The organism is Kaistella sp. PBT33-4, from assembly GCF_029194425.1.
Taxonomy (GTDB): Bacteria; Bacteroidota; Bacteroidia; order Flavobacteriales; family Weeksellaceae; genus Marnyiella.
In genome coordinates, this window is sequence record NZ_JARFYL010000003.1 from 414,368 (window position 1) to 439,393 (window position 25,026).

General features: G+C 45.2%; 23 protein-coding genes. 11 read left to right on the forward strand and 12 right to left on the reverse strand.

What is annotated here, in order from left to right:
* Positions 1-11: 11 nt before the first annotated feature.
* Positions 12-1,184 carry a class I SAM-dependent RNA methyltransferase gene (locus P0M11_RS07975; RefSeq protein ID WP_275625195.1) on the reverse strand — a complete coding sequence of 391 codons (1,173 nt, stop codon included), beginning with the start codon at positions 1,182-1,184 and terminating at the stop codon, positions 12-14.
* A gap of 116 nt (positions 1,185-1,300) precedes the next feature.
* Here P0M11_RS07975 and P0M11_RS07980 point away from each other — a divergent pair, with 116 nt between their 5' ends.
* Positions 1,301-2,080: a class I SAM-dependent methyltransferase gene (locus tag P0M11_RS07980; RefSeq protein WP_275625196.1), complete on the forward strand. Its 780-nt coding sequence runs from the start codon at positions 1,301-1,303 to the stop codon at positions 2,078-2,080.
* Positions 2,080-2,769, forward strand: a complete 690-nt coding sequence (locus P0M11_RS07985) for a ZIP family metal transporter (RefSeq protein WP_275625342.1) — start codon at positions 2,080-2,082, stop codon at positions 2,767-2,769. The genes P0M11_RS07980 and P0M11_RS07985 overlap by 1 nt, the downstream gene beginning before the upstream one ends.
* A gap of 57 nt (positions 2,770-2,826) precedes the next feature.
* Here P0M11_RS07985 and P0M11_RS07990 read toward each other — a convergent pair whose 3' ends face one another.
* The gene (locus tag P0M11_RS07990; RefSeq protein WP_275625197.1) at positions 2,827-4,269 is read right to left on the reverse strand and encodes a hemin receptor; all 1,443 of its coding nucleotides are present in this window, start codon (positions 4,267-4,269) and stop codon (positions 2,827-2,829) included.
* Between the two features lie 22 nt (positions 4,270-4,291).
* Positions 4,292-5,242: a prolyl-tRNA synthetase gene (locus tag P0M11_RS07995; protein ID WP_275625198.1), complete on the reverse strand. Its 951-nt coding sequence runs from the start codon at positions 5,240-5,242 to the stop codon at positions 4,292-4,294.
* Positions 5,243-5,385: 143 nt separating this feature from the next.
* Between P0M11_RS07995 and proS the strand changes: the two genes are divergently transcribed.
* The 6 genes from proS (at position 5,386) to recG (ending at position 14,380) form a co-directional block, all read left to right on the forward strand.
* The gene (gene proS, locus P0M11_RS08000) at positions 5,386-6,861 is read left to right on the forward strand and encodes a proline--tRNA ligase (protein ID WP_275625199.1); all 1,476 of its coding nucleotides are present in this window, start codon (positions 5,386-5,388) and stop codon (positions 6,859-6,861) included.
* A 107-nt stretch (positions 6,862-6,968) separates the two neighbouring features.
* On the forward strand, positions 6,969-8,261 hold the full coding sequence (locus P0M11_RS08005; RefSeq protein WP_275625200.1) for an OmpA family protein: 1,293 nt from the start codon (positions 6,969-6,971) through the stop codon (positions 8,259-8,261).
* A gap of 271 nt (positions 8,262-8,532) precedes the next feature.
* Complete coding sequence (locus P0M11_RS08010) at positions 8,533-10,029, forward strand: peptide MFS transporter (RefSeq protein WP_275625201.1); 1,497 nt, start codon at positions 8,533-8,535, stop codon at positions 10,027-10,029.
* A 75-nt stretch (positions 10,030-10,104) separates the two neighbouring features.
* The gene (locus P0M11_RS08015) at positions 10,105-11,616 is read left to right on the forward strand and encodes a peptide MFS transporter (RefSeq protein ID WP_275625202.1); all 1,512 of its coding nucleotides are present in this window, start codon (positions 10,105-10,107) and stop codon (positions 11,614-11,616) included.
* A 40-nt stretch (positions 11,617-11,656) separates the two neighbouring features.
* Positions 11,657-12,190, forward strand: a complete 534-nt coding sequence (locus tag P0M11_RS08020; RefSeq protein WP_275625203.1) for a thioredoxin fold domain-containing protein — start codon at positions 11,657-11,659, stop codon at positions 12,188-12,190.
* Between the two features lie 105 nt (positions 12,191-12,295).
* Complete coding sequence (gene recG, locus P0M11_RS08025) at positions 12,296-14,380, forward strand: ATP-dependent DNA helicase RecG (protein WP_275625343.1); 2,085 nt, start codon at positions 12,296-12,298, stop codon at positions 14,378-14,380.
* Positions 14,381-14,479: 99 nt separating this feature from the next.
* On the opposite strand, the gene P0M11_RS08030 is transcribed toward recG, so the two are convergent.
* From P0M11_RS08030 to dapA, 9 genes are all read right to left on the reverse strand, one after another.
* Complete coding sequence (locus tag P0M11_RS08030) at positions 14,480-14,719, reverse strand: hypothetical protein (RefSeq protein ID WP_158063505.1); 240 nt, start codon at positions 14,717-14,719, stop codon at positions 14,480-14,482.
* 29 nt (positions 14,720-14,748) lie between these two features.
* Complete coding sequence (locus tag P0M11_RS08035) at positions 14,749-14,904, reverse strand: lmo0937 family membrane protein (RefSeq protein WP_158063504.1); 156 nt, start codon at positions 14,902-14,904, stop codon at positions 14,749-14,751.
* Positions 14,905-15,099: 195 nt separating this feature from the next.
* Positions 15,100-17,307: a PAS domain-containing protein gene (locus P0M11_RS08040; RefSeq protein WP_275625204.1), complete on the reverse strand. Its 2,208-nt coding sequence runs from the start codon at positions 17,305-17,307 to the stop codon at positions 15,100-15,102.
* 2 nt (positions 17,308-17,309) lie between these two features.
* Positions 17,310-17,756: a response regulator gene (locus P0M11_RS08045; protein ID WP_158063502.1), complete on the reverse strand. Its 447-nt coding sequence runs from the start codon at positions 17,754-17,756 to the stop codon at positions 17,310-17,312.
* 11 nt (positions 17,757-17,767) lie between these two features.
* Complete coding sequence (locus P0M11_RS08050) at positions 17,768-18,325, reverse strand: AraC family transcriptional regulator (RefSeq protein ID WP_158063501.1); 558 nt, start codon at positions 18,323-18,325, stop codon at positions 17,768-17,770.
* A 155-nt stretch (positions 18,326-18,480) separates the two neighbouring features.
* Complete coding sequence (locus P0M11_RS08055) at positions 18,481-18,738, reverse strand: hypothetical protein (RefSeq protein ID WP_158063500.1); 258 nt, start codon at positions 18,736-18,738, stop codon at positions 18,481-18,483.
* Positions 18,739-18,824: 86 nt separating this feature from the next.
* The gene (locus tag P0M11_RS08060) at positions 18,825-19,496 is read right to left on the reverse strand and encodes a hypothetical protein (protein ID WP_275625205.1); all 672 of its coding nucleotides are present in this window, start codon (positions 19,494-19,496) and stop codon (positions 18,825-18,827) included.
* Positions 19,497-19,505: 9 nt separating this feature from the next.
* The gene (locus P0M11_RS08065) at positions 19,506-20,000 is read right to left on the reverse strand and encodes a GNAT family N-acetyltransferase (RefSeq protein WP_345774358.1); all 495 of its coding nucleotides are present in this window, start codon (positions 19,998-20,000) and stop codon (positions 19,506-19,508) included.
* A gap of 41 nt (positions 20,001-20,041) precedes the next feature.
* On the reverse strand, positions 20,042-20,914 hold the full coding sequence (gene dapA / locus P0M11_RS08070) for a 4-hydroxy-tetrahydrodipicolinate synthase (protein WP_158063497.1): 873 nt from the start codon (positions 20,912-20,914) through the stop codon (positions 20,042-20,044).
* Between the two features lie 111 nt (positions 20,915-21,025).
* On the opposite strand from dapA, the gene P0M11_RS08075 reads away from it, so the two are divergent.
* From P0M11_RS08075 to P0M11_RS08085, 3 genes are read left to right on the forward strand one after another with little or no spacing between them, the layout of a single operon-like run.
* Complete coding sequence (locus tag P0M11_RS08075; protein ID WP_158063496.1) at positions 21,026-21,796, forward strand: 5'-nucleotidase; 771 nt, start codon at positions 21,026-21,028, stop codon at positions 21,794-21,796.
* The gene (locus tag P0M11_RS08080) at positions 21,789-22,739 is read left to right on the forward strand and encodes a metallophosphatase (RefSeq protein WP_275625206.1); all 951 of its coding nucleotides are present in this window, start codon (positions 21,789-21,791) and stop codon (positions 22,737-22,739) included. The genes P0M11_RS08075 and P0M11_RS08080 overlap by 8 nt, the downstream gene beginning before the upstream one ends.
* An 11-nt stretch (positions 22,740-22,750) precedes the next feature.
* Positions 22,751-25,024: a T9SS type A sorting domain-containing protein gene (locus P0M11_RS08085; RefSeq protein WP_275625207.1), complete on the forward strand. Its 2,274-nt coding sequence runs from the start codon at positions 22,751-22,753 to the stop codon at positions 25,022-25,024.
* Positions 25,025-25,026: the final 2 nt, after the last annotated feature.

Sequence of the window (25,026 nt, forward strand, 5' to 3'; positions counted from 1 at the left end):
GCTGCCAAAATTTATTCCGGCTGGTTGCCGGCCAGTTTATGGATCTTCTTGGTACCTTCGTACATCTCGAACTGCAGGAATCGGCATTCCAGCTTGCCGTTGTACAGTTTTATTTTTCTGGAAGGTCTTAGACCCACTTTCTTGGCCGCGTCCAGATCAGATGAGATAAACCAGGCCAGGGTATTCGGGTAGCTCTTCTTGAAGGTATCGCCTATCTTTCTGTAGAAATCGTCTTCGGTGATTTCAATTCTCTCGTCATAAGGCGGATTAAATACCATCAGCAGCGGGAACAGCTCTTTCTTCGATTCAAAGAAATCCTGTCTTCTCACCTCAATTAAATCTTCCATTTCGGCCGCTTCAATATTAAGATGCGCGGCATTCAGCATATCGGGATCCAGGTCGTAACCTACAATCTTTCCGGTAAACTCCCGGATGCGCCCAATACGGACCTCCTTGATCTTCTGGAATAATTCATCATCATAATTCTTCCAGTTCTGAAACGCAAACTTTTTACGGAAAATCTGCGCCGGTAAATCCATGGCGATCATCGCCGCCTCTATAAGCAGTGTACCTGAACCACACATGGGGTCCAGGAAATTCCCTTTACCGTCCCAGCCAGCCAACTGAAGCATTCCTGATGCCAGCACTTCGTTGATCGGAGCTTCGCCCTGCTCGCGGCGGTAACCGCGCTTGAACAGCGGATCTCCGGCAGAATCAATGGATACCGTAACCAGTTCGCGGTCTATATGAAGATGAAATTTAATATCGGGATCGCGGGCATCTACATCCGGTCTTTTTCTGTATTTGAATTTAAAACTGTCTACAATGGCGTCTTTCATCTTCTGCGCCATAAACTGTGAGTGACGGAAACGGTCGGAATAGATAGTGGTATCAATCGCGAAAGTCTGGTCAACACGCATAAGGTCGTCCCACGGAAAGTCAAAAAGCTTATCGTAGAAACGGTTTTCGTCCCAGGCTTTGAAAGTAAGCACCGGAATCATGATTTTAAGCGCCGTACGCGCCGAGTAATTTATTTTGTACAGAAATCCCAGGTCGCCTTCGCAGTTTACTGCACGGTTCTTTATTTCAACATTTCTGCCGCCTAATTTCCTTACCTCTTCAGCAAGCACCTGTTCCAGACCGAAAAACGTTTTGATCTGTATCTGTAAATTTTCTGTATCCATAATTGCGTGGCGGTAACACCTGATTGCAGACCCTTTATGCATGCTTATTGCCGGATGCTTCCTTAAAAAACCGGGTCTTTGTGGTTACCGAGTGCAAATTTAGTTATTTTTGCAGAATGGCATGGTTCGAAACATGGTTTGATACCCCTTATTATCATATACTCTACAAAGACCGCGATTTTGAAGAAGCGGAAAATTTTATCTCATTACTGCTTAAAGAACTGCAGTTGCCCGCAGGGTCAAAAATCATTGATTTGGGTTGCGGCAAAGGACGCCACTCCGTTTTTCTGAATAAAGCAGGTTATAATGTCCTGGGTCTGGACCTGTCGAAGGAGAGCATTACCCACAACAAACAGTTCGAAATCCACCCTGAAAATGGTGACAGGCAGCCCGAACTTAAGTTTGCGGTTCACGATATGAGAGATGAGATTTATCCGGTCGTTTCTGCAGCCAAAGTGGATGCCGTACTTAACCTGTTTACCAGTTTTGGCTACTTTGAAGATGAAAAGGACGACCGCAGGGTATTCCGTTCGGTCTGTAATACTTTGAATGAAGGAGGTTATTTTGTGCTTGACTTTTTAAATGAAACCTGGGTAAAGAAAACACTGGTACCTCAGGAAATTCAGACCAAAGGTCATATCGATTTCAATATAAACAAACGTATTGTTGATCAGCATGTCATTAAAGACATCAACTTCACGGACAATGGAAAGAAGCATCATTTCTATGAGAAGGTGAAACTTCACGAGCCCTCCGAGATAGAAGATTACGGCAGGGAGTTTGGGTTTGAGCTGGTTAAAGTTTACGGGAATTACCATCTAGAACCTTTTGATCCGGAAACATCTCCGCGCTGCATTAACGTCTTCAGAAAAAAATCGGACTGCTCATCATTATGATAATTATCTTACTGCTCATCCTCAGTGTAGTGACCGGGGTTTTGCTTGGAAAATTCTTCGCTACCAAAGAAAAGTTTGCGAAAAACCTCCTTATCCTGAGCGCGGGTTTTCTGATTACCATCTGCGTGAACGAAGTGTTCCCGTCTATATATACGGCCGATGTAGAAAATGTCGGAACTTGGGTCATTGGCGGCGTGCTGCTACAGATGGTACTGGAACACCTTACCAAAGGCTTTGAGCACGGACATTTTCACCATCATTCAGAGCATGGCATACTGCCGATGGCACTGATCCTGGGAATGTTTGTACATGCTTTTATTGAAGGTTTTCCGCTGGCTTATGAAACCGATATGTTTTCGCCCTACCTGCAGGGAATTATATTTCATAATCTGCCCATCTCGTTTATACTGGGAGCCTTTCTGTTCAAAAGCAAGAAATTTTCGCGCAACTCATGGGTAGTCATTACCCTGTTTGCACTGGCATCACCCCTGGGGATGATTTTTGGCGCTTATTTCGATCCGAAACTGCAACCCTATTTCATGGCTGTGGTAGGGGGAATTTTCCTTCATATATCTTCTGTGATTATTTTTGAAAGCAACAGAAACCACAACGTGAACTGGTCTAAGATTGGACTCGTCATTCTGGGTGTTGCACTTGCGATGCTGGGTCACAGTTTCCACCATCATTAAATAGAAATACTCCGGCAGAACCGGAGTATTTGAATTATTTTATGGCTTGTGCACTTGTTAGAATTTCCAACCCAGGCTAAGGAAAAGGTTGTTCTGACTGTTCTTCACGCTGGAAACCGCCGACACTTCTTCAGAGACATCAAAATTACCGGAATGATATCCTGTCGCATATCTGGGCGAACCGTTTATGACACTCCCGAAAAGGAAAGGATTGGAATATTCGGAATTCATGTTCTGGTACGCCAGGTCTATGTAAAATGACTTAAAATCATAACCTGCACCCAGTCCTACCGTGTTCCTGCTGCCCAGAATAAGATTATCAAAAGTTTGGTTGGATATCGCACCACTGTTATTGTATGCAGATAAAGTTACTGCATCAAAAGGATTGCCCGCGTGCGCAAAACCACCTCTCAGCCTTAAAGCTTTGATCCGGTACTCCGCACCAACTTTGATTTCTGAACCCGATGTGCTGTGATCGTCAAAGAAATCATTTAACTCAGTTTCAGCCGGGCCCTGAACCTTATATTTTGGTTTAGTTAGACCAATACCATAATCAACATTCAGCGAGAAATTTTTATTGGGAACAAATGCCGCACTCAAGGTAGCTTTCAGCGGTGAAGTGAAAGTTCTGTCTTCCGCCAGGGTTTCATAGGAAATATACCCGTCCGCATCTGTGAAATAATCTGTGTAAACACGTTCAACCTGCCACCATGTGGGTGTTTCCAGAGCCGCGCCTACACGGAACTGATTATTCAGTTTGCCGATCACACCTACACTGGCCGAAAATCCACTGCCAAGTTCACTGAAAGGCGTGTACTGTTTATCATACTGAGCCACCGAATTATCCAGATCCAGCCCGAACCTTGCAGTATCAAACTGCTCCAGATTGCTGGAATGGAAATTTAGTCCGGCACCTAGGAAAAGTGAATGATTATAGTTAGCCCCAATTCCGACACTCATTTTAGTCTGCAGCCCCGTGCGGTCATAGCCATGCCCCAGGAAACTCAGGTTACCGGCAAGCGGAGTGCCCATGCTGTCTTCCAGGTCTTTTGGAATGATGATGTTCGCATTCCCCGGCGTTTCGACGTAGGAATCCAGATTACGGCTGCTGATGTTCACCCCCAGGTTAACAAACTTCCAGGGAGTTTCCGTAAGCAACTGGAAGGAGGCAACACCGTTCGCATTCGTCAGATCCGCCATAGTATTACTGAATGAAGTAGACTGGTTCCCGGAACTGCTAACGTTTTTATAGTTGCTTAACCCCAGCGTTCCCCCAATATTACTTGAGATGGCCACTCCTAAACCTGCAGGGTTATTCAGAAGCGAGGTTGCATCGCCACCCAGTGCTCCAGCCGAACCTGCCATGGCGTTCCATTTGGCCGAACTGCCCAGCGAACTGTTTGAGTAAACATCTACTGTGTTTCTTAAAGTAGAGACATCCTGCGCCTGCGCAAAGAAAGCCGCAGCTACGGTAAAGACCGCTAAAGATTTTTTTATCATTGTTATTCTCTGTTAGTAAAATTTATCTCCCTCCGGAACGCATACCGCCACCGGTAGAGCCACCCGATCTGAAACCACCACCGGAAGATGAACTTCCACTGTTAAAGCCACCTGATCTGAAACCACCGTTGTCATTGGATCTGATTCGAGGCTCAGAAGTCCGCGGAGCACTTTGCGGATTATTCATATATGGTCTGTTTCTGGGAACGGAGCGGGGCTGTGTTTGCTGTATATCGCGGGTTTGAGTTGGTGTCCGGAACCGTGGCGTGTTATTCACCGGTTGCTGATTTGATATACGGCCCGACGCACCCTGGTTTCTGAAACCATTGTTGGCACCCTGCTTCAGAAGACCCTGTGATCCCTGGTAGGAGTTATACAACCTTCCGTTTGCACCGCTACGCTGGTAGCGATAGGTTGGTGCATAATAATAAGGACTGTAGAATCCGTAATACGGAGAGGACCATCCATACGGATAAAAACCGTTGTACCATCCCCATTTTGAATATGGGCTGAAACCCCAGAACGGGTCATACCAACCCCAGGGCGAACCCCAGCCCCATGACATCCCTACACGGAAACCATGCCCATAGTAAGGACTGTAGAAACCGAATGGCATCCCCCAGCCCCAATTATCCTGATAGAAATTGGTCTCAGAGCCTGTATAAACGCCCCAGTCCGAATCGGATACGTTATCGTCCCAATATTTACTGTTCTCCTGCCAGCTGCGCTCACGCACATCCTCTACTATCTGAGTGTCCGTGTAATCGTAATATTCACCTACCTGATTTCCACGGTTATCAAGCACCACACCTTCAGGCAGTGTGTCCCGGGCTGGATCGTAATACACTCCGTCGGTTTCACTGTAGCCGCCCATCTGTGTACCACAGGACATCAATATAAATCCACCCGCTACGGCAAGCACCATATTGGAGCGCAAGCTACGGGTCAGATTTTCAATTATATATTTTTTCATAGTATATAAAAATTTTAATTTTAAATATCTTTGCACCGCTTTTGCGGTCTCAAACGTAATTAATATCGTAAATATACGTGTTTATTTTAGATTCGGAAAAAGGCAAAAGTTAAATAGGGTTTTATAAAAATTTACGCAAAAAAATGGCAAAATTAACTTCGAGAGAACAGGATTACAGCAAGTGGTATAATGAATTGGTGGTAAAAGCTGATCTGGCGGAGAACTCGCAGGTTCGCGGATGCATGGTGATCAAACCATACGGATACGCCATCTGGGAGAAAATGCGCGATGAACTCGACAGGATGTTTAAGGAAACAGGTCACCAGAATGCTTATTTCCCGTTGTTCGTACCGAAAAGCCTTTTTGAAGCTGAAGAGCAGAATGCTGAAGGTTTTGCCAAGGAATGCGCTGTGGTGACTCATTACAGACTGAAAACCGACCCTAACAATCCGCAGAAACTTATTGTGGATCCTGAAGCCAAACTGGAAGAGGAACTCATTGTGCGTCCAACTTCCGAAGCCATTATCTGGAGTACCTACAAAAACTGGATCCAGAGCTACCGCGACCTGCCCATACTGATTAACCAGTGGGCCAATGTCGTACGCTGGGAAATGAGAACCCGATTATTCCTGCGTACAACCGAATTTTTGTGGCAGGAAGGACATACAGCACATGCCACCAGGGAAGAAGCGCTGGAGGAAACAGAAAAAATGCTTGAAGTTTACGCCACTTTTGCCGAAAATCATATGGCAATGCCGGTTATCCGTGGCATCAAGACGCCCACAGAGCGTTTTGCCGGGGCAGAGGAAACTTACTGTATTGAAGCCATGATGCAGGACGGTAAAGCCCTGCAGGCCGGAACCTCGCACTTCCTGGGTCAGAATTTCTCAAAAGCTTTCGATGTAAAGTTCACTAACCGTGAGGGTAAATCAGAATATGCCTGGGCTACCTCCTGGGGTGTGAGCACACGACTGATGGGCGCACTGATCATGGCGCACTCTGATGATTACGGTTTAGTGCTGCCTCCAACACTAGCACCGATTCAGGTTGTAATCGTACCAATATTTAAAGGAGAGGAACAGCTGGAAAACATCCGTACTGTTGCAAATGAAATTCAACAGAAACTTAAGGCAAAAAATATTTCCGTTAAATTTGATGATGATGATCAGAACAAACCGGGCTGGAAGTTTGCTGAATATGAATTGAAAGGAGTACCTGTAAGGATAGCCATGGGTGCCAGGGACCTGGAAAACCGTACCGTAGAGGTGGCACGACGGGACACGCTTACAAAAGAAGTGCAACCTATTGAAAACCTTGAAGTCTATATTGAGGAACTGCTGCAGACCATACAGAAAGACATCTATAACAGAGCGCTGGACTTTAAAAATGCCAATATTACGGAAGTAGATACTTTTGAGGATTTCAAATCGGTACTCGAAGAAAAAGGCGGCTTTATTTCTGCGCACTGGGATGGCACCGCTGAGGAAGAAGAGGAAATCAAGAATCTCACAAAAGCAACCATCCGTTGTATTCCTTTGGATGCTAAAGAAGAGGCTGGAGTTTCTCTGATCTCCGGTAAGCCTTCAACCCGGCGCGTCATTTTTGCCAAGGCTTATTAATATCCTTAAGTTCTAATCTTTCTCCCCGAGGCGAGCGTTTTTTGGCTGTTTTAAATTTGGATTAATTCTTGCATCATCCTGCGGATAAACATTAAAATTTAACTACTATGTCATTAAACATTCTTGATCTTATCAGAGGACAGTTAGGTCCTGCGCTCGTTACACAGGCTGCTACGCAGCTGGGAGAAAGTGAATCCGGAATTTCGAAAGCGATCAGTGGACTGCTGCCCGCGGTAGTGGGTGGTTTTGCTAACCATTCTTCCAATCCTACAGTACTCGATTCGATTACGGGCTCTGCAAACAGTGGGCTGTTGGGCAACTTGCTGGGCGGGTCTGCGAACAACACTTATATCTCGAACGTATTGGCAAGTATTTTCGGAGACAAGCTTGCCGGCATCATCAATGCCATTTCAGGCTACGCAGGGATTGGTACAGGTTCTACCTCCACCTTGCTGAATATGGTTACAGGAGCGACACTCGGCTCTGTGGGAAAATACGCTGCCGACAATAATCTGGACCGCAGCGCAATCTCAGGATTACTGTCTGATCAGAAAGGGATAGTTTCAACACTTTTGCCTGCGGGTCTATCAATGGCCAGCCTTGGATTAGGTGATTGGTTCGGAGACAGCTACTCCGAAAAAGCAGCTGCGACTGCCACTACCGCTGCCGCTACGGAGCCTCATGTAGAGGTTACCCGCGCCGGCGCCACCCATGTAAATGTAGACCGGGACGAAGTAAAGACGGAAGGAAGTTCTATCTGGAAATGGCTTCTTCCCCTACTTCTCCTGCTTCTCGTTGGATGGTTCCTGATGAAACAGTGTGATAATAAAGAAACCGTCACGACAACTGATTCCGATTCTACAGTGATAGTGGAGGACTCTGCAAACGTAATGGTGGACACAACAATGACGACGGCGGACCGTGGTGAAATGACAGCAATCGATCTTAACGGAACACCCTTGCAGGGCTATGCCAACGGCATGGAATCCCGCATGATCGAATTTTTACGTTCCGGAGGGTATACGAATGCCGCTGATGATGAAGCTTTGAAAACCACATGGTACGATTTTGACAATGTAAACTTCCAAATGGGATCTGCAACCGCTCTTGAGCCGGGCTCTGAAGGACAGATCCAGAATCTTGCGGAAATCCTGAAGGCATACCCTGATGCAAAAATAAAGATTGGTGGTTATACCGATAAAACAGGCGATGCCGCAACAAACAAAAAACTTTCTCAGGACAGAGCAGATTTCATTAAGTCTGAGCTTACAAAACTGGGTGTGGGTGCACAGGTAACCGGTGCTGAAGGTTACGGCAGCGAGCAGGCTGTGGTTGACGCCTCTGCATCTGATGCTGAACGAGCTAAAGACAGAAAAATGTCTGTAAGATTTACAAAATAGTAAGAAAACAGTTTTTATTTTATAACCGGGGCAAAATTTTTGCCCCGTTTTGTATGCTGAATTGAGAAATTTAGGCATGTAAGTCTGGTGATACACATTCCGTGAGATAATACCTGCTCTCTTAGCGTTTTCAGGATCTCAGGATGCTGTGGTATAATGCGGAATATTATGACTCATTAGGCTGAATCTACCTCAAAATATAACAATCACTAAGTACAGAAGCGAAAAAAAACTATATTTGCTCCTGTTACAAATAATTATTAAATTAACTATGGATACAACACAACCAACGCAGGGGCACCCAAAGGGTCTCTATTCCCTGTTTTTTACAGAAATGTGGGAACGTTTCTCCTATTATGGGATGCGCGCCCTGCTCACCATCTTCCTGACTGCAGAACTGGCAACCGGAGGTTTCGGACTGGACCGTGCAGAATCTCTTTCTGTTTACGGAATATTTACCGCTCTGGTTTACCTCACCCCTATCTTAGGTGGATGGTTTGCCGATAAGATCCTCGGTCAGAGAAAATCAATCCTTATCGGTGGTCTGGTTATGGCCATCGGGCAGTTTATGCTGGCGGCGGGAGCAGCGGGTGACATGATGGGCGACCTGGAAACCAGAAAGAATTTCTTCTATCTTGGTTTGGGTGTCCTGATTCTGGGTAACGGTTTTTTCAAACCAAACATCTCTACAATTGTTGGTGACCTTTATGATAATGATGACCCGCGTAAGGACGGCGCCTTTACCATCTTCTATATGGGTATTAACATAGGTGCATTCCTTTCTCCGTTTGTTGCGGGTACGCTGGGTGAAAAAGTAGGCTGGCCCTATGGATACCTGGCTGCCGGTATCGGAATGATGATCGGTGTCCTCTGGTTTTATGCACGCCGTAACACGCTTGGAGACAAAGGTCTGCCACCGGGATACAGAGAGAAGGGAATTACCAACCTTGTTGCTAAGGACTGGAGGGACATTATCGTGTACACGATCGCAAATGTAGCTTTTGTATTTGCCGTAATGTTTATCTGGAACAACACATCAGACCTTATCCATACCATTATGGTTTGGGTGCTGGGAATTGCCGGAACCGGATTCATTGCGCTTTCCATCTTTAAAGGAACCAATGGTTCAACAGAATGGACAAGAGTTTTTGTAATTCTGATACTTGCATTCTTCAACATCGTTTTCTGGGCAGGTTTCGAACAGGCAGGCGGAACATTCAACCTTTTTGCACAGGAAAATACGGACCGCGTAGTAGGTGGATTTGAGATCCCGACTACCTGGTTCCAAAACATTAACCCAATTGCCATTGTAACCCTGGCGCCTTTATTTTCACTGCTGTGGATCAAACTTGCAGCCCGCAAACTGAACCCAAGGACGCCGGTGAAATTTGCCCTTTCTATGTTTATCGGTGCATTCGCCTTCTTCATCATGACTCAGGCGCAAAACAGCGCCGATGCCGGAAACCTGGTAAGTCCAATGTGGCTGGTAGCTGTTTATGTACTCCTGACTATCGGTGAGCTTATGCTGTCACCAATTGGTCTCTCTATGGTTACAAAACTTTCACCTGGTAACATTACATCCATTATGATGGGTGTATGGATGGCGAGTTTTGCACTGGGTAATTATCTGGCAGCAACCCTGGAGCAGATCCTGGAGACCTATGACTTTTCGCTGTATCCGTTCATTACGGTACTTATGTTGATTTCCGGTGTCGCATTATTATTGCTTTCACCGATTCTGAACAAGTTCATGAAGGGTATTCATTAAGAAAATCATTCTATAATATGATGACCACCGGACTTCCGGTGGTTTTTTTTATTACATTCGTGCCAAATATATCTTATGAATCTTACGCTGGAACAAATACAGGATTTCAAAGGAAAATATCCGCGGCAAATATGGTCCCTGTTCTTTTCCGAAATGTGGGAACGCTTCTGCTTTTACGGAATGCGGGGCATGCTGGTTTTCTTTATGATCTCACAGTTAAAGTTTGACGACGAGCAGGCTAATCTTCAGTATGGAGCTACCCAGGCCTTCGTGTATGCCTTTACATTTGTAGGCGGTCTTTTTGCCGACAAGATTCTGGGTTTCAGGAAATCTCTTTTCTGGGGAGGTTTGCTGATGATTGTGGGAAGTTTAATCCTGGCCGCGAATCCGCATGATTTCTTTTTTCTGGGAATTTCATTTACCGTTGTGGGAACGGGATTCTTTAAACCCAATATTTCAACGATGGTGGGTAAACTGTACCGTGCCGGAGATTCGCGGACGGATGCAGGTTTTTCGCTGTTTTATGCCGGCATCAACCTGGGCGCACTCCTTGGAGGTTATATCTGTATAGCCATTGGGAAAGGCGAAATGTTCGCCAACATTATTCCGGAAACACTTCGGTGGAATATTGCCTTCGGCCTTGCAGCGGTGGTGATGGTCATCAGCCTCATCAATTTTATTTTCACCCAGCGCCGCCTGGGCCCCATTGGTCTAATGCCACAGCGTTTGTCGGCCGACGGCACACTTCAAAGCCAGCCCAGGTGGAAAGTAGTTGGAACCTATATTTTAACCCTCCTATTTGTACCGTTAATCATGATCATGGTCTCGGTTCCCCAGTATACTGATTACTTTATGTATACGGTAGGGCCGCTAACGCTGATATATCTGTTTTATGAAATGGCGAAGGTGAACACCGCAGAGCGCAAAAAACTTTGGGCAGCACTTGTCTTCATTATCTTCTCCATCCTGTTTTGGGGAATATATGAACAGTCCGGAGGCTCATTAAGCATATTTGCCGCCAAGAACCTTAACCAGGACCTCCTTGGCCTGGATCCTAACGGCGTAAATAATTCCGGTGGTGCTTTCTTCATTATTTTTCTGGCACCATTATTAGGGCTGCTGTGGATCTGGCTGAGCAAAAGAAAACTGGAACCTAATACCGTTATAAAGTTCGGACTTGGCTTCATCTTCCTTGGGGCGGGATACTACGTGCTTTTTGCGACCAGATTCTTTGCGGACCTGCAGGGCATCACCTCACTTAATATTTTCACCATTGCACTGCTGGTCATTACCTTTGGTGAACTGTGCCTTTCACCCATCGGACTCAGTATCATGACCAAACTTTCAACCGAAAAACTGCAGGGAATGATGATGGGTCTCTGGTTTCTGGCCTCCGCTTACGGACAGTACGTGGCCGGAATCATTGGTGCAGGCATGGCTACAGCCAAGGAAGGCTCAACCAATATGGACGCGCTCCTTGCCTATACAGAGGGCTACAGGCAACTGGCAATTTACGCAGTAATTGCCGGGGTGGTCCTGATTGCCATATCGCCATTGGTGAAAAAACTGATGCAGGAAGTAAGGTAATCCCATTTAACATTATCAGATTTTATATATCTAATATACTATGAGAAAGTTTGCCGCAGTGTTACTGCTTCTGATTTTTACCACAGCTTCAGCTCAGCTGAAATGGATGACTCTTGATGAGGCCATAGCCGCGCAGAAAGTCGCTCCAAGGAAGATTCTGATTGATTTTTATGCCGACTGGTGTGGCCCCTGCAAAGTGATGGAGAAGAAAACCTATAACCATCCGCAGATTGCCGAATATCTGAACCAGAATTACTATCCTGTGAAATTTGATGCGGAAGGAAATCAGAAAATTAAAATGTACGGACGCACCTTCAGTAATCCGGATTTCGGGAATAAAAAACGGCGCAATGCCATGCACGAACTTACCCAGTACATGAATGTAAACGCGGTACCCAGCGTTGTATTTCTGGACGAGCAGGCCAACCCTATTACGATGCTTCAGGGTGCGCTTACCGCCCAGGAACTGGAACCCTATATTTACTTCTTTGCGAACGATGAACATCTGAAAATCAAGACCCGCGAAGATTGGGAGAATTATCAGAAAAAATTTAAGTCAAAAATAAAAGACTAAAGTCCCCACAGACATCAATGAAACTTGCTAAATAAGAAAGGCTTTCCATTTTTTTGGAAGTCTTTTCTTTTTTTCGGAAATTGTCTGGCCATCACCATGAATCAGCTGTCCTTAGATACCCCTGTAGAATATCTGAAAAGTATAGGTCCGGAACGTGCGAAACTGATCCGGAATGTTTTAGGCATTGCGACAGTTGCGGATTTCCTGAACTTTTTTCCGCTGCGCTATCTGGACAAAAGCAAAGTGTACCGTATAACGGATCTTACCGACAATTTGCCTGAAGTTCAGCTGAAAGGGCGTATCATAGAGGTACGAGAACTGGGCGAGGGCCGCAGCAAAAGACTTTCTGCAAAGTTTCAGGACGAAACAGGCACAATAGAACTTGTCTGGTTTAAATATTCGAAATGGCTCAGAGAACAACTGCCGGTAAACCGAACTGTTTTCGTATTTGGCAAAGTAAATTTATTTAACAGTCAATTCTCCATGTCCCATCCGGAGATTGAAACTGAGGACATCAAAGAGCGGACTTCCGCAGTGGTACCGATCTATCCCGGCTCGGAAAAACTGAGCAAGCGGGGCCTGAATCAAAAGTTCTTTCAGAATATTCTGCGCGGCCTCTGTTCGCAAATTCACCTGCTTCTGAGCGAGAATATCCCCGACTCTTTACGCCAGAGACTGAAACTGCTTTCCCGCGCCGACGCTTACCTGATTATTCATTTTCCGGCCAACCACCGAATCTGTGAGCAGGCAAGCCGCAGGATCAAATTTGAGGAGGCCTTTTTTTTCCAGCTGAGTTATGCGCTTAAGAAGCAGCACCATCAGGCCAATGCTGTGGGAAATCCATTTACGCTGGTGGGAGACTATTTTACCACATTTTACAAGGACTACCTGCCCTTCCCCCTCACCAATGCGCAGAAAAGAGTCATCAGGGAAATCAGGATGGATATGCGGAGACCTGTACAGATGAACCGGTTGCTACAGGGTGATGTGGGCTCCGGAAAAACCATCGTGGCACTTTTAGCCATGCTTATTGCCATGGACAATGGCTTCCAAAGTGTGATGATGGCACCTACCGAAATTCTGGCCCAACAGCATTTCAATTCGCTAAAAGAACTTACCGAACCTGCCGGAATCCGTATCAGTTTGCTTACAGGATCAACAAAAAAGTCAGACCGAAAATTGATTCATGACTCGCTGCTGACCGGGGAACTTTCCATTTTGGTAGGCACACACGCAGTTCTGGAGGATGTCGTAAAGTTTAAAAACCTGGGCTTGGCCATAATAGACGAGCAGCACCGCTTCGGTGTGGCACAGCGGGCACGTTTATGGGCCAAAAACCGGATTCCGCCGCATATTCTGGTAATGACCGCCACGCCCATACCCCGGACTTTGGCCATGAGCTTCTACAGTGACCTGGATGTGTCAGTAATTGACGAAATGCCCTTGGGCAGAAAACCTATAATCACGGCACACCGCCGTGAAAAAGACCGGTTAAGTGTCTTCCGTTTCGCCCGCGAAGAGATTGCGAAAGGGCGTCAGGTGTATTTCGTTTATCCTCTGATTGAGGAATCCGAAACCCTGGACTATAAAAACCTGATGGAGAATTTCGACCATATCATGCAGTTTTTTGAGGAATGCAATGTCACAATGCTCCACGGCAGAATGAAGCCTAATGAAAAGGAAGAGGCCATGCAGTATTTTGCCTCCGGCAAGGCGCAGATCATGGTAGCCACCACGGTAATAGAAGTGGGGGTAAATGTGCCTAATGCTTCGGTAATGATCATAGAAAGTGCGGAAAGGTTCGGACTTTCGCAGCTTCATCAGTTGCGCGGTCGTGTGGGACGCGGGGCTGAACAGAGTTTCTGCATCCTGATGACATCAGACAAACTGACAAAGGAAAGCAGGACCCGCATAAAAACTATGACGGAAACCAATGACGGTTTTAAAATCTCGGAAGTGGATATGCAGCTCAGGGGCCCCGGTGATCTGCTGGGTACACAGCAGAGTGGAATCCTTGACTTTAAGAAACTGGACCTTACTACAGATGCAAATATTATACAGGCATCCAAGGACGCCGTGGCGGCCATTCTTCAGCAAGATCCGTTCCTGGCCTTGCCTGAGCACCAAAATCTAAAAAATTATTACCTGCTTCATTTCCGCAGTAAAACAAGTTGGGGGAAAATTTCCTGAGTCCTGAACGGAAGTCGCCTTACATCACTTTTCCTGCATCATAAAAAAAGCTGCCTGCACGGGGCAAGCAGCTCATTCTGTGATTTGGTGTAGCAGAAACTAAGCTCTGTTATTGTTATTTCCTCTGGCTACCAAAGCGATAATTACGATAAGTACCAGTGCGCCGATAACCCATACCAATGGATTAGACATCCAGTCGCCACCCATAGCATCACCCGGTTTTGATACGTCAACATCTACATCCAGGTCCGGGCTGGAATTCTGTGCGAATGCAATTGCTGAAAAGAACAGTGAGTACACGAATAACTGCACTTTTGTAAATAAAGGAAATTTTGTCATAATAGTTTATTTTTAGGTTATAATTGAGATTAACGTGAATAGTCTTTTACCAGTTTCAGAAGAACAGCCAACACTGAGAAGAGAAACATGAAGTGAAATACACCTCCAATGTCAAACAGCATGTAACCAATCATCCAGCTGAAAAATAAAACCGCCGCCATTATATACAGTATATTATCTTTCATTTTATATATATTGTCCAGTGCAAATATGCCTGAAAGTTTGAAGCATGATATTATAAAATTAGATTGTATGTTTATACAGTTTGGTGCTTAAGTACCAATAACATTTGTCTCACCTTCAATGAACAAATATCGCAAGGAGTCGTGGGCTTCATATTACATCATGAAGCGTAAAGCTTGCAGAATATAAAGAATGTGTTACTGTACAGGTAAATAAACTGTGAATACGGAACCTTCGCCCGGTGTGCCGTCAGCTTTGATGAAACCGCTGTGATTTTCAGCAATTTTCTTACAAATGGCCAGTCCGATTCCGGTACCCTCATATTCCAGTTTACCGTGCAGGCGGCTGAACAGGGTGAAAATCTTCTCGGCGTACTGCTGTTCAAAACCAATCCCGTTATCGCTGAATACAATTTTATAAAAATAATTTCCGGCCTTTACGGGCAGTCCCTCATCGCCGGATTCTACACGTCCCACAGTCACCTTTATTTCCGGTGTAACATTTTCGCGCGAATATTTTAATGAGTTACTGATAAGGTTGATGAAAAGCTGCTGGATTTGAAAAGGAACCACACTCAACACGGGCAGGCTTTCTGTTTTAATTACCGCTTTCTTTTCCTCAATAGGATGATGAAGTTCTTCCAGCGCATTATACATGAGCTGGTTCAGGTCGGCAGTCTCAAATACCTGTTCGGCGCTTGTGGTGCGGGAGAACTGCAGCAGGTCCTTAATTAACAAACGCATACGGCCCGAGGAGGACTCAATCCGCTCCAGATACTGCTTACCTGTATCGGAAAGACGGTCATATTCCTTGTCTTTCAACCGGCTTATAAAGGTTTGAATCTTGCGAAGCGGCTCCTGCAGGTCATGACTCGCAAAATAGTTAAAGGCCTGAAGTTCTGTATTTTTGGCTTCCAGTATCCTGTTTTTTTCTTCAATGTCATTCTTGGCCAATACTTCCTCTGTTGCGTCCTGTAGTATAAAAAGGAAATAATCGCCAAGCTCCGAATCACGGATGATTTTACAGGTCACATCAATATAAAGCAGCTTCTTATCGGTATTGCGCAGAATACGAAAGGTAAAAGGTGAGATATGCTGAAGTTCAGCTATAGCTGCAATACGGTCTTCAACCATCCTGATATCCTGTGGATGAACAGTTTTAAGAAAGGAACGTGGGTGATGGTCAAAATCCTCGGCTTCAAAACCGAAGAGACGTACCAGATTATCAGAAAAAACAAACCGGTTGTCTTCCAGAATCCACTGCAGCGTGCCGAACATACCAATCTTTTCCGCCTCTTCAAAGGTTTTGTTGGCCACATTGAGATTGATATTCCTGTCGGTAAGGATGGCATTCACTTTTTCAAGCTGCAGCTGATTTTCAATCTCACTGCTCACATCCATGGTGATGCCCAGCAGAATTTTATCGTCATTAGGCGACAGTACCGATTTCCCCACCACGTGAAGGTACTTCACCACACCATCTTCCCTTACAATACGGTAGCGGAAGGGTGCCATATTACCGTTCTGTACCATTTCCGCATATTTGGTGCGTACCGTTTGCAGGTCATCCCGATGAACATTGGTCATAAAACTGCCGTAATCTGCCTTGAAAGCCTGCGGTTCATACCCTAAAAGACGGTATTGGTTATCAGAATAATAATAGGAATCGCTTTGATAATCCAGAATCCAGATTCCGTATCCGCCCACTTTTTCAGCAAGCTGGGCCGTATCCAGGCTGACCTGAAGGTCATAATTGAGTTTTCGCTGGTTCTTGATATCTGCATTAACCTTATAAAAGATAAAAATAAGAAGACCCAACGCGAAAAGTGAAATAAGGTAAAGATAGAACGGGGTCGATTTCTGGCTGAACATGAAAGCCGCTTTACGGCTTTCGAGCAGGTGTTTTTCATCCTGCAGCATCTGTTCTATTTTGTCATTGATACTGGCCATTACGCGCTGGCCGGTCATAAGTGATTCCTTCAGCGCGTCCATTTCGTCATAGGAAAGATGGGTGTCGAAACTTTCGGATACAATATCATATTTGTACCTGATCATCAGTTTCAGACTGTCCATATTTTCACGCTGTCCCGGGTGCTCACGAAAAAAAGTATCCAGATCAGCAAGCAAAGTGTTTATTTCCTTCATTTTGGCCGAGACCGTTTGCCGTGAGGTGGGATCATCGGTCAGGATAAAATTGCGCCTTTCTGTTTCAATGTCTTTCAGGTTGGAGTAGATCCTTTCAAGTTTTACCGAAACTTCATAACTGTCCGTCATCCAGTCCGAGTTTTCAGACTGACGTTCGAGATGCTTATAAGTTACAGCCATCAGAAAAAACATAAGGGCGGTTGCCACAATAAATATTACTGTGAGCAGGAAGGAGGACCGGGTCCGGAAGAGTTTGTTCATCTTCACATTCTGAGCAGGAAATTGTCTTTGTTAAGTCCCGAAGTCTGATACTGCCAGTTAATGGTTACGACATCGGAAAGCACTTTCTTAAGGGCTCCGAAATCGCTGGGTTTCTTGATGTAAATATTGGCACCTTTTACGAATGTTTCCTCAATATGCTCTTCGGAGGAGGAGGTGGAATAAATGGCAATGGCAATATTGGACAGTTTAGGGTTGTTTTTAATCTCTTCCAGGCACTCGATACCGTTTTTCTTCGGCATATTGAGGTCCAGAAATAGAATTTCGGGCAGAACCGCATCATCGCCGTTCAGATAATCCATGAGTTCAGCGCCATCGTTATAGGTGCGGACTTTCGTATTTATCTTGAGTTCTTCAAATGCATCCGTAAAAAAAAGCCTGTCATCTTCATCGTCATCCGCCAGGATGATGTGCATATATTCTTTAACCATTTCTGTTGTATTTATTTTAAGTTGGCCAGTTCGCGCCTCTTGGCAATGATTTTCTGGAACTGGGAAGGCGTAATGCCGGTGGTATTCTTGAATTGGGTACTTAGGTGAGCCACACTGGAATAATTCAGTCGGTAAGCAATTTCCGTAAGTGTAAGTTTATCGTTCACTATCAGCTGTTTGGCATAATCGATTTTCTGCATAATAATGAAGTTCTCTATGGAAGTGTAGGTAACCTCGGAAAAAAGATTGGAGAGATAACCGTAACTGTGGTTCAGCTTCTCTGCCAGATAAACCGAAGCCTTCACATGAACATCTTTCTCGGAAAAAACCATGTCGTAGATCACATCCTTGATTTTCTGCACCAGGGCTGATTTCTGGTTTTCAATAATCTCAATACCATACTCATTTAACGATTCCGTAAGCTCCTTCATCTGCTCCTTTGGAATCTGTTCCAGAAACTCCACTTCGCCAAAACTCAGTATACGGTACTTCCATCCTTTTTCGCCAAGTTTTTGATCCAGTACGGATTTGCAGATGGTATTAAAATCAAATTTGAGATAGATTTTCATTGTATGAGGAACTATTTATATGGGTAAAGATAACAAATTTAAGCTTAAATGGCTGCGCGAAATGCTATGAGAACCAGGCTTCAAAATAAGGTTTCCCACAGATTCTTCTGCAGGAAACCAACGATAGATAAAAAAGAAAAGTAATTTGAGTTTTTTTAATCGACAGTGACATAATAATTATCGCCATAATCTTTACGGACAGTAATGTGGTAACGGCGTTTGAGCAGTTTATAAACTTTTTTACAGTGGGATTTCAGGCGGCTGTAATCACGGTTGAAATCGTCAGATGAGAATACCATCCTGTGGATATCCTTTTCATCAAGGTGCAGTTCCCGGTCATAGTTCACCTTTGCGATACCAAATTTCTTGTACAGTGAAACAAAATAATCTTCAAAAACTTCTAACCTGTTCATTCGTTCTTCTGTTAAACAATTACCTTACAAAAATGCGTAATTATGAACAGCAGGTCTTTACAGAATTATAAGCGCCTTTTATAATATTAAAGTTTGGGGACTCTCATAGGAGGTGGCGGCGGCTGATAACTGATTTCCGTAAAACCATTCAGAAATTTCTGTATTTCCGGAAATTTCGCTTCGAAATCCTGCTGCATGGTGTAAGCTACCACCATCGCAAAACCCGAATCATTTATAAAATAATAACCGGCATATTCAAAATCCAAACCTTTAAGGTTGGCTATATAGCGCAGATAAAGCATCCTCCTGCCGTTTACTGTACGGTATTCGGATTCCTTCAGCCGGAAATAATCGGTTGCCTGCCTGACGTTGGAAATCACAACATCCTTCACAATCCGAAGGTTGGGAATCCTGGAGCGGTCGGCAGTCAGTGTTGCAAAAATATGGTCGGGACCTATGAACAGATATTCAATATTCTGAAGACCGCTGGCCGCAGTTTTCCATTTTTTGGGATCATGGTACACGGCAACATTCAGGTTGGCACTCTGTACTGAAGACGTTGCTTTGGCATCGCGAGTAAATTCAGCCTTATTCTGTACAATTGTTTCGAGCGCAGTACTGTCGGACTCATGGACGAAACGCCATGTCCTGTCATCCAAAAGAACAACTTCTTTTCCGGATTCAGTAACGGCCTTCTGTATCTGCGCATTCAGCGGCAGGAAGCTCAGCCAGCAGAGCAGGACAAGGTTTCTTTTCATTAACTAAATTTAAACAAAAAATTCCATCAGTACATCATCCATAACGAATCCGTTGCCGATATCAAGAACCCCCTCATCGTAGACGGTAAATCCTTGGGTCGTGTAAAAACCGCGGGCGGGATTGCCTTTGTTTACATTCAGTATGATACGTGAATTTCCGTAGCTACGCACTTTTTCTTTTAAGAAGTCAAGCGCCAGTTTGCCGAATCCCAAGCCTTTGCATTCCTGCAGAAGATAGATCCGGTGAAGTTTGGTGGTGCCGGGTTCAAAATCATATTCGAATCCCAAAAAACCCACCGGCTTGCCTGAGTCCCGGATTATATAGTAGGGGTAGGTGGTCTGCGAGAAATGGTTCTGAAGTTCTTCTTCGGAATACATCATTTTAAGCATGTACTCTATCTGGTCAGGACTTAGAAGATTTCGGTAATTATCCCGCCACGAGGCTTCTGCCAATTTCCGGATTGTTTGAATATCAGATTGTGATGCTTTTGAAATTTTAATCATGATGCTGCAAATAAAAAATGGGCCGGAGCCCATTTCTCAGTTTAGATATTTTTCATTTCGGCTTTTATGCGGTGATGCAAATCATCGGACGCCGGTATGAGGGGTAAACGCAGATGGTTTTTCACAATTCCCATTTCAGCGAGTACGGCCTTGATGCCACACGGGTTTCCTTCAGCAAAAATAAGCCGCGTTATATTTACAAGACGGTTATGAATCTCATAAGCCTCTTTCACTCTGCCGTCAAAGGCCAGCTGCACCATGGTAGAGAATTCCTTAGGATATGCCTGTCCGATCACCGAAATTACACCCACTCCACCGGCGAGGGTGACCGGCAGGGTAAATTCATCGTCACCTGAAAGCAATCCGAAACCATCCGGCTTCTGTCTCAGGATATCAAAATACTGCAGGATATTTGGCGCCGCTTCTTTAATCATGAACAGATTCGGAAACTCATTGGCCAGACGAAGTGTTGTTGAGGCCTCAATATTTTGGCCGGTCCGTGAAGGAACATTATAGATGATAATCTGTTTACCGGTTTCAGCCAGCATCTTAAAATGCTGATACAGACCTTCCTGGCTAGGTTTGTTATAATAGGGAGATACCGACAGTACCGCTTCAAATTCAGTGAGGTCGGCCTCTTCAATCTGCCTTTTCACTTCCATAGTATTATTACCGCCAATACCGAGCACGAGCGGTACTCTTTTACGGTTCGTTTTTACAACATGACTGATGACCTGCTGCTTTTCCTCCTCACTCAGGGTGGCGGCTTCAGCCGTGGTTCCCAATACAACCAGGAAGGAAGTCCCGTTGTCAATATTGAAATCTACAAGCTTGGTAAGCGAATCAAAATCTACTGATAAATCTTCATTGAACGGTGTTACCAATGCCACCCCAACTCCTTTTAGTTTGCTCATGCTTTAAAATTTTAATGTCTCAAATTTACACCTTTCAGGCAATAATTTTCGTTAAATAAAGTGAAAATTTGCTTTCAAATCATATATTTGTAGGTGATATCCAAAAAAATAATGAATCATAAATACTGGAGTTCAGCCCTGGTGCTGCTCGCCCTTACTGCCTGTCGGGCACCACTGGCAATAAGTGGTGTACAGACGCAGAAAAACATTTCCATCACCGATGCGCTCACCCCGGACGCAGATTACATGGCTGTAATAGCACCTTACAAAAAAGATCTGGACAGCAAAATGAACACGCGCCTGTCTTTCACTTCTGTAGATCTTAACAAACAGGGCGATAACAGCAATCTGGGCAACCTTCTGGCAGACTTCACCCTGCAGGGAGCCGCCGAATGGGCAAACAGCAATGGCCGCCCGCCCGTAGATGCCGCGGTTATCAACATTGGCGGTATTCGGACTTCCATAGGGAAAGGTGATATCCTGACACGGCATATTTACGAAGTGATGCCTTTTGAAAATGAGGTGGTAATCATGAAACTGGACGGCAAAAGAATGGCGGATCTCTTTGAATTCTACCGGAAGTATCAGAAAAACAACCCTGTTTCTGGTCTTTTTATTGAAACCGACGGAAGCAAACTGATCTCCAGCAGGATCAATGGTGAATTATTCGACAAAAACAGAACCTATTACATAGCCACTTCAGACTATCTGGCCGGTGGCGGAGATAATATGCAGTTTTTCGCGGGAGCAGAACTTATACCTACCGGAATTAAGATGCGCGACCTTTTCATAGAGAAATTCAGAGCAACGCCTCAGGTAGTTGCTCCTAAAGACTTGCGGCTTCAGTTTAAAAACAAATCCAACGGAACCCAAAATGAATAGAAAGAACTTTATAAAAACCCTGGGAGGCGGTACCCTGGCACTCACACTTGCACCACAGCTCCTGCTCGCAGGTGGTTCTGAGCTGGCAGTTCCGGAAGGCGGGACACGTCTTACAATACTCCATACCAATGACCAGCACAGCCGCATCGAACCATTTGACGCTTCCTATGTCCGGAATCCCAACCAGGGAGGTTTTGCCAGACGCGCAACATTGATTCAGAAGATACGTTCCGAAGAAAAAAATGTTTTGCTGCTTGATTCCGGCGACGTTTTTCAGGGAACTCCCTACTTCAATTTTTTTGGCGGCGAACTGGAATTCAAACTGATGTCCATGATGGGATACGACGCCTCTACCATGGGAAATCACGAGTTCGACAACAGACTTGAAGGTTTTAAGAAGGCACTTCCGCATGCAAAATTTCCATTTATATGCTCCAATTACGATTTCAGCAACACCATTCTGGAGGGCCACACAGAAAAATACAGGATATTCAGAAAAGACGGAATTAAAGTAGGTGTTTTCGGCGTAGGAATTGAACTGGCGGGACTGGTAGGAAAAACACATTATGGTGAAACGGTATACCTGAATCCTATAGAAACTGCTCAGGAATATACCCGCATCCTGCGCGAAGAAAAAAAATGCGATCTGGTAATCTGTCTTTCCCATATAGGCTACGATTACCGTGACAATCCGAATAAGGTTTCGGACCGAATCCTGGCCGCCGGGACCGAAGGAATAGACCTTATCCTGGGCGGACATACGCACACCTTCCTGCCCGAGCCGCAACAACTCGTGAACAAAGCCGGCAAAACAGTGCTGGTAAACCAGGTAGGCTGGGCCGGACTGTTACTTGGCAAAATTGATTTTGAATTTGACCGTCTGCGGAAGGTACAGAAAATCACCTGGCTTAACCAGCCCATCAACGCGCAGCTCCCTGCTTAAAAAAAATACAAATGAAAAAAGCAATACTGTTTTCCGTACTAATTTCTGCCGGCAGCCTAGTAACCGGGCAAACCATCTCATCAAAAAAATGGAGCGACCTGTTTTCATATAACAATGTGCTGGCCATAAAAGAGGATAACGGAAAACTCGTGGCCGCCACCGAGAACGGTATCTTTTACTATAACCTTTCGTCCGGCGAGATCACCAAACTTTCAAAAGCAAATGGCCTGCACGAAGTAAAGATTTCAGCATTCGACTATAATCCTCAGACCGGAATAGGCCTGGTAGGCTACAGAAACGGTTCCATGGACGTAATTACACCCGGGGGAATCACCTATGTGGTGGATATTCCCATTGCTACCGGTTATAATGGTGATAAGCGGATTAACCATATTTCTATCAGCGGTGACAGGGCCGTAATCTCCGTTGGCTACGGAGTTTCCATATTTGACCTTAAGAAAAAAGAATTTGCCCAATCGGCCTTCTTTACCACAGGTACCGGTTTTGAAGCGGCCAATGAGGCCACTATAAAGGACAATACCGTTTACGCCGCTACCGCTACCGGACTAAAAACACACGAAATTGATGTAACCTTCCCGGTGTACTCCACCTGGAATACCCAGACAGCCGGTAATTTCATTCATGCAGATTCTGAAAACACAACGGTATACGCCACCGCCAACAACGTTTATTACGGTAACGGCACCGCCTTTTCCCAACTGACACAGGCTTTTGGTAAAATTTCCGATGTTGTTGTCACTGATCAGCACATCACCGTAACAGACAATGAGCGCATTTATGTATTCACGACCGGCGGAGCAGCTGTAAACAGTGCCGGATTTGCACAGCCCTGTAATACGGGGACTTACATAGGCGGACAGGTCTTTGCCGGAACTCAGCGTTCAGGCATCATGAATGCCGCCAAAAGTTCCATAAAGCCCGACGGGCCCTTTAACAACAGGTCCTATAAGATTGAAATCAGGAATAACAAACTCTGGGTATCTTCGGGCGCGCGTAAAGACCGTTACAACGGTTCACAGCCCGACCCGGCCAACCTTGGTTTCTATCATTTTGACGGTATGCAGTGGGTATATCCCACCATGTTCATTGACAATACGGATACCGTATATAATGTAATGGATGTGGTAGCCAACCCCGCGGATACTGACGAAGTTTTCTTTGCAAACCACACGGAAAAACCCGGACAGGGCATTTACAGAATGAAATACGAGGCTTCATCAAAGGATTTCAGTCTTCAGAAATTCTACCCCACCTCCACCAACCATTCCTATAACCGGCCTACGGGACTGGCCTTCGACGGCAACAATAATCTGATGGGAACCATAGGTTATCTTTTCAACGATGCCACCAACTCATTTTCAGCCGGAATCATGGCCTACGACAGAGCCGCGGATACCTTCCTGACCAGAAATCTTCCCGTAAGCTTCTCCACGCAGAAACCGGTTTTTTACGGCGACCTGATGTGGATTCCCCTGCCACGTACCACCGACCTAATGGCCTATGACTATAAAAATTCACCGCTGAACTTTTCGGACGATGTGCCGTACAATATCACTGACCAAAATGGACTGCCCACAAACTCAGAAGGTACGATTTCCATCGCTTTCGATAAAAATGATGATGCCTGGATAGGAACCGATACCGGTTTAAGGATCCTGCCCTCGGCACCCACCGAGGTGAAGAACAGTCCACAGCTTGAGCCCGTTATTATTGAGCAGAACGGTATTCCGGAAGAACTCTTCCGCGACGGAGCCATACTGCAGGTTGAAGTAGACTCCGGAAACTATAAATGGGTTTCGGTAGACGGTGGTGGCGCCTATCTGCTGAGTGCCAACGGTGAAAGGACTTTGCTGCAGTTTACACGCGAAAACTCGCCTATACCTACCAACAGTATCACGGACATTAAAGTGGATAACAGGACAGGTAAAGTTTATTTTGTGACCTTTGACGGAATTGTGGTTTATCAGGGTGATGTGGTGGATGTCACTTCAAACTTCGGAAATGTGGTGGTATATCCCAACCCGGTGGTAACAGCAAATTTCAAGGGATTTGTCACCATCCGCGGTCTGGCCGAAAGAACAAATATCCGCATTGTAGACGCGGCCGGAAATCTGGTTCATCAGGCTGTCGCCCGAGGAGGTTTTCACCAGTGGGACCTCAACAATCAGCGCGGAAAACGTGTAGCCTCCGGAGTTTACTTTGTGCTTATGACCAACGCCGACGGTACAGATAAAGCAACCGCCAAAATTGCGGTGGTAAATTAAAA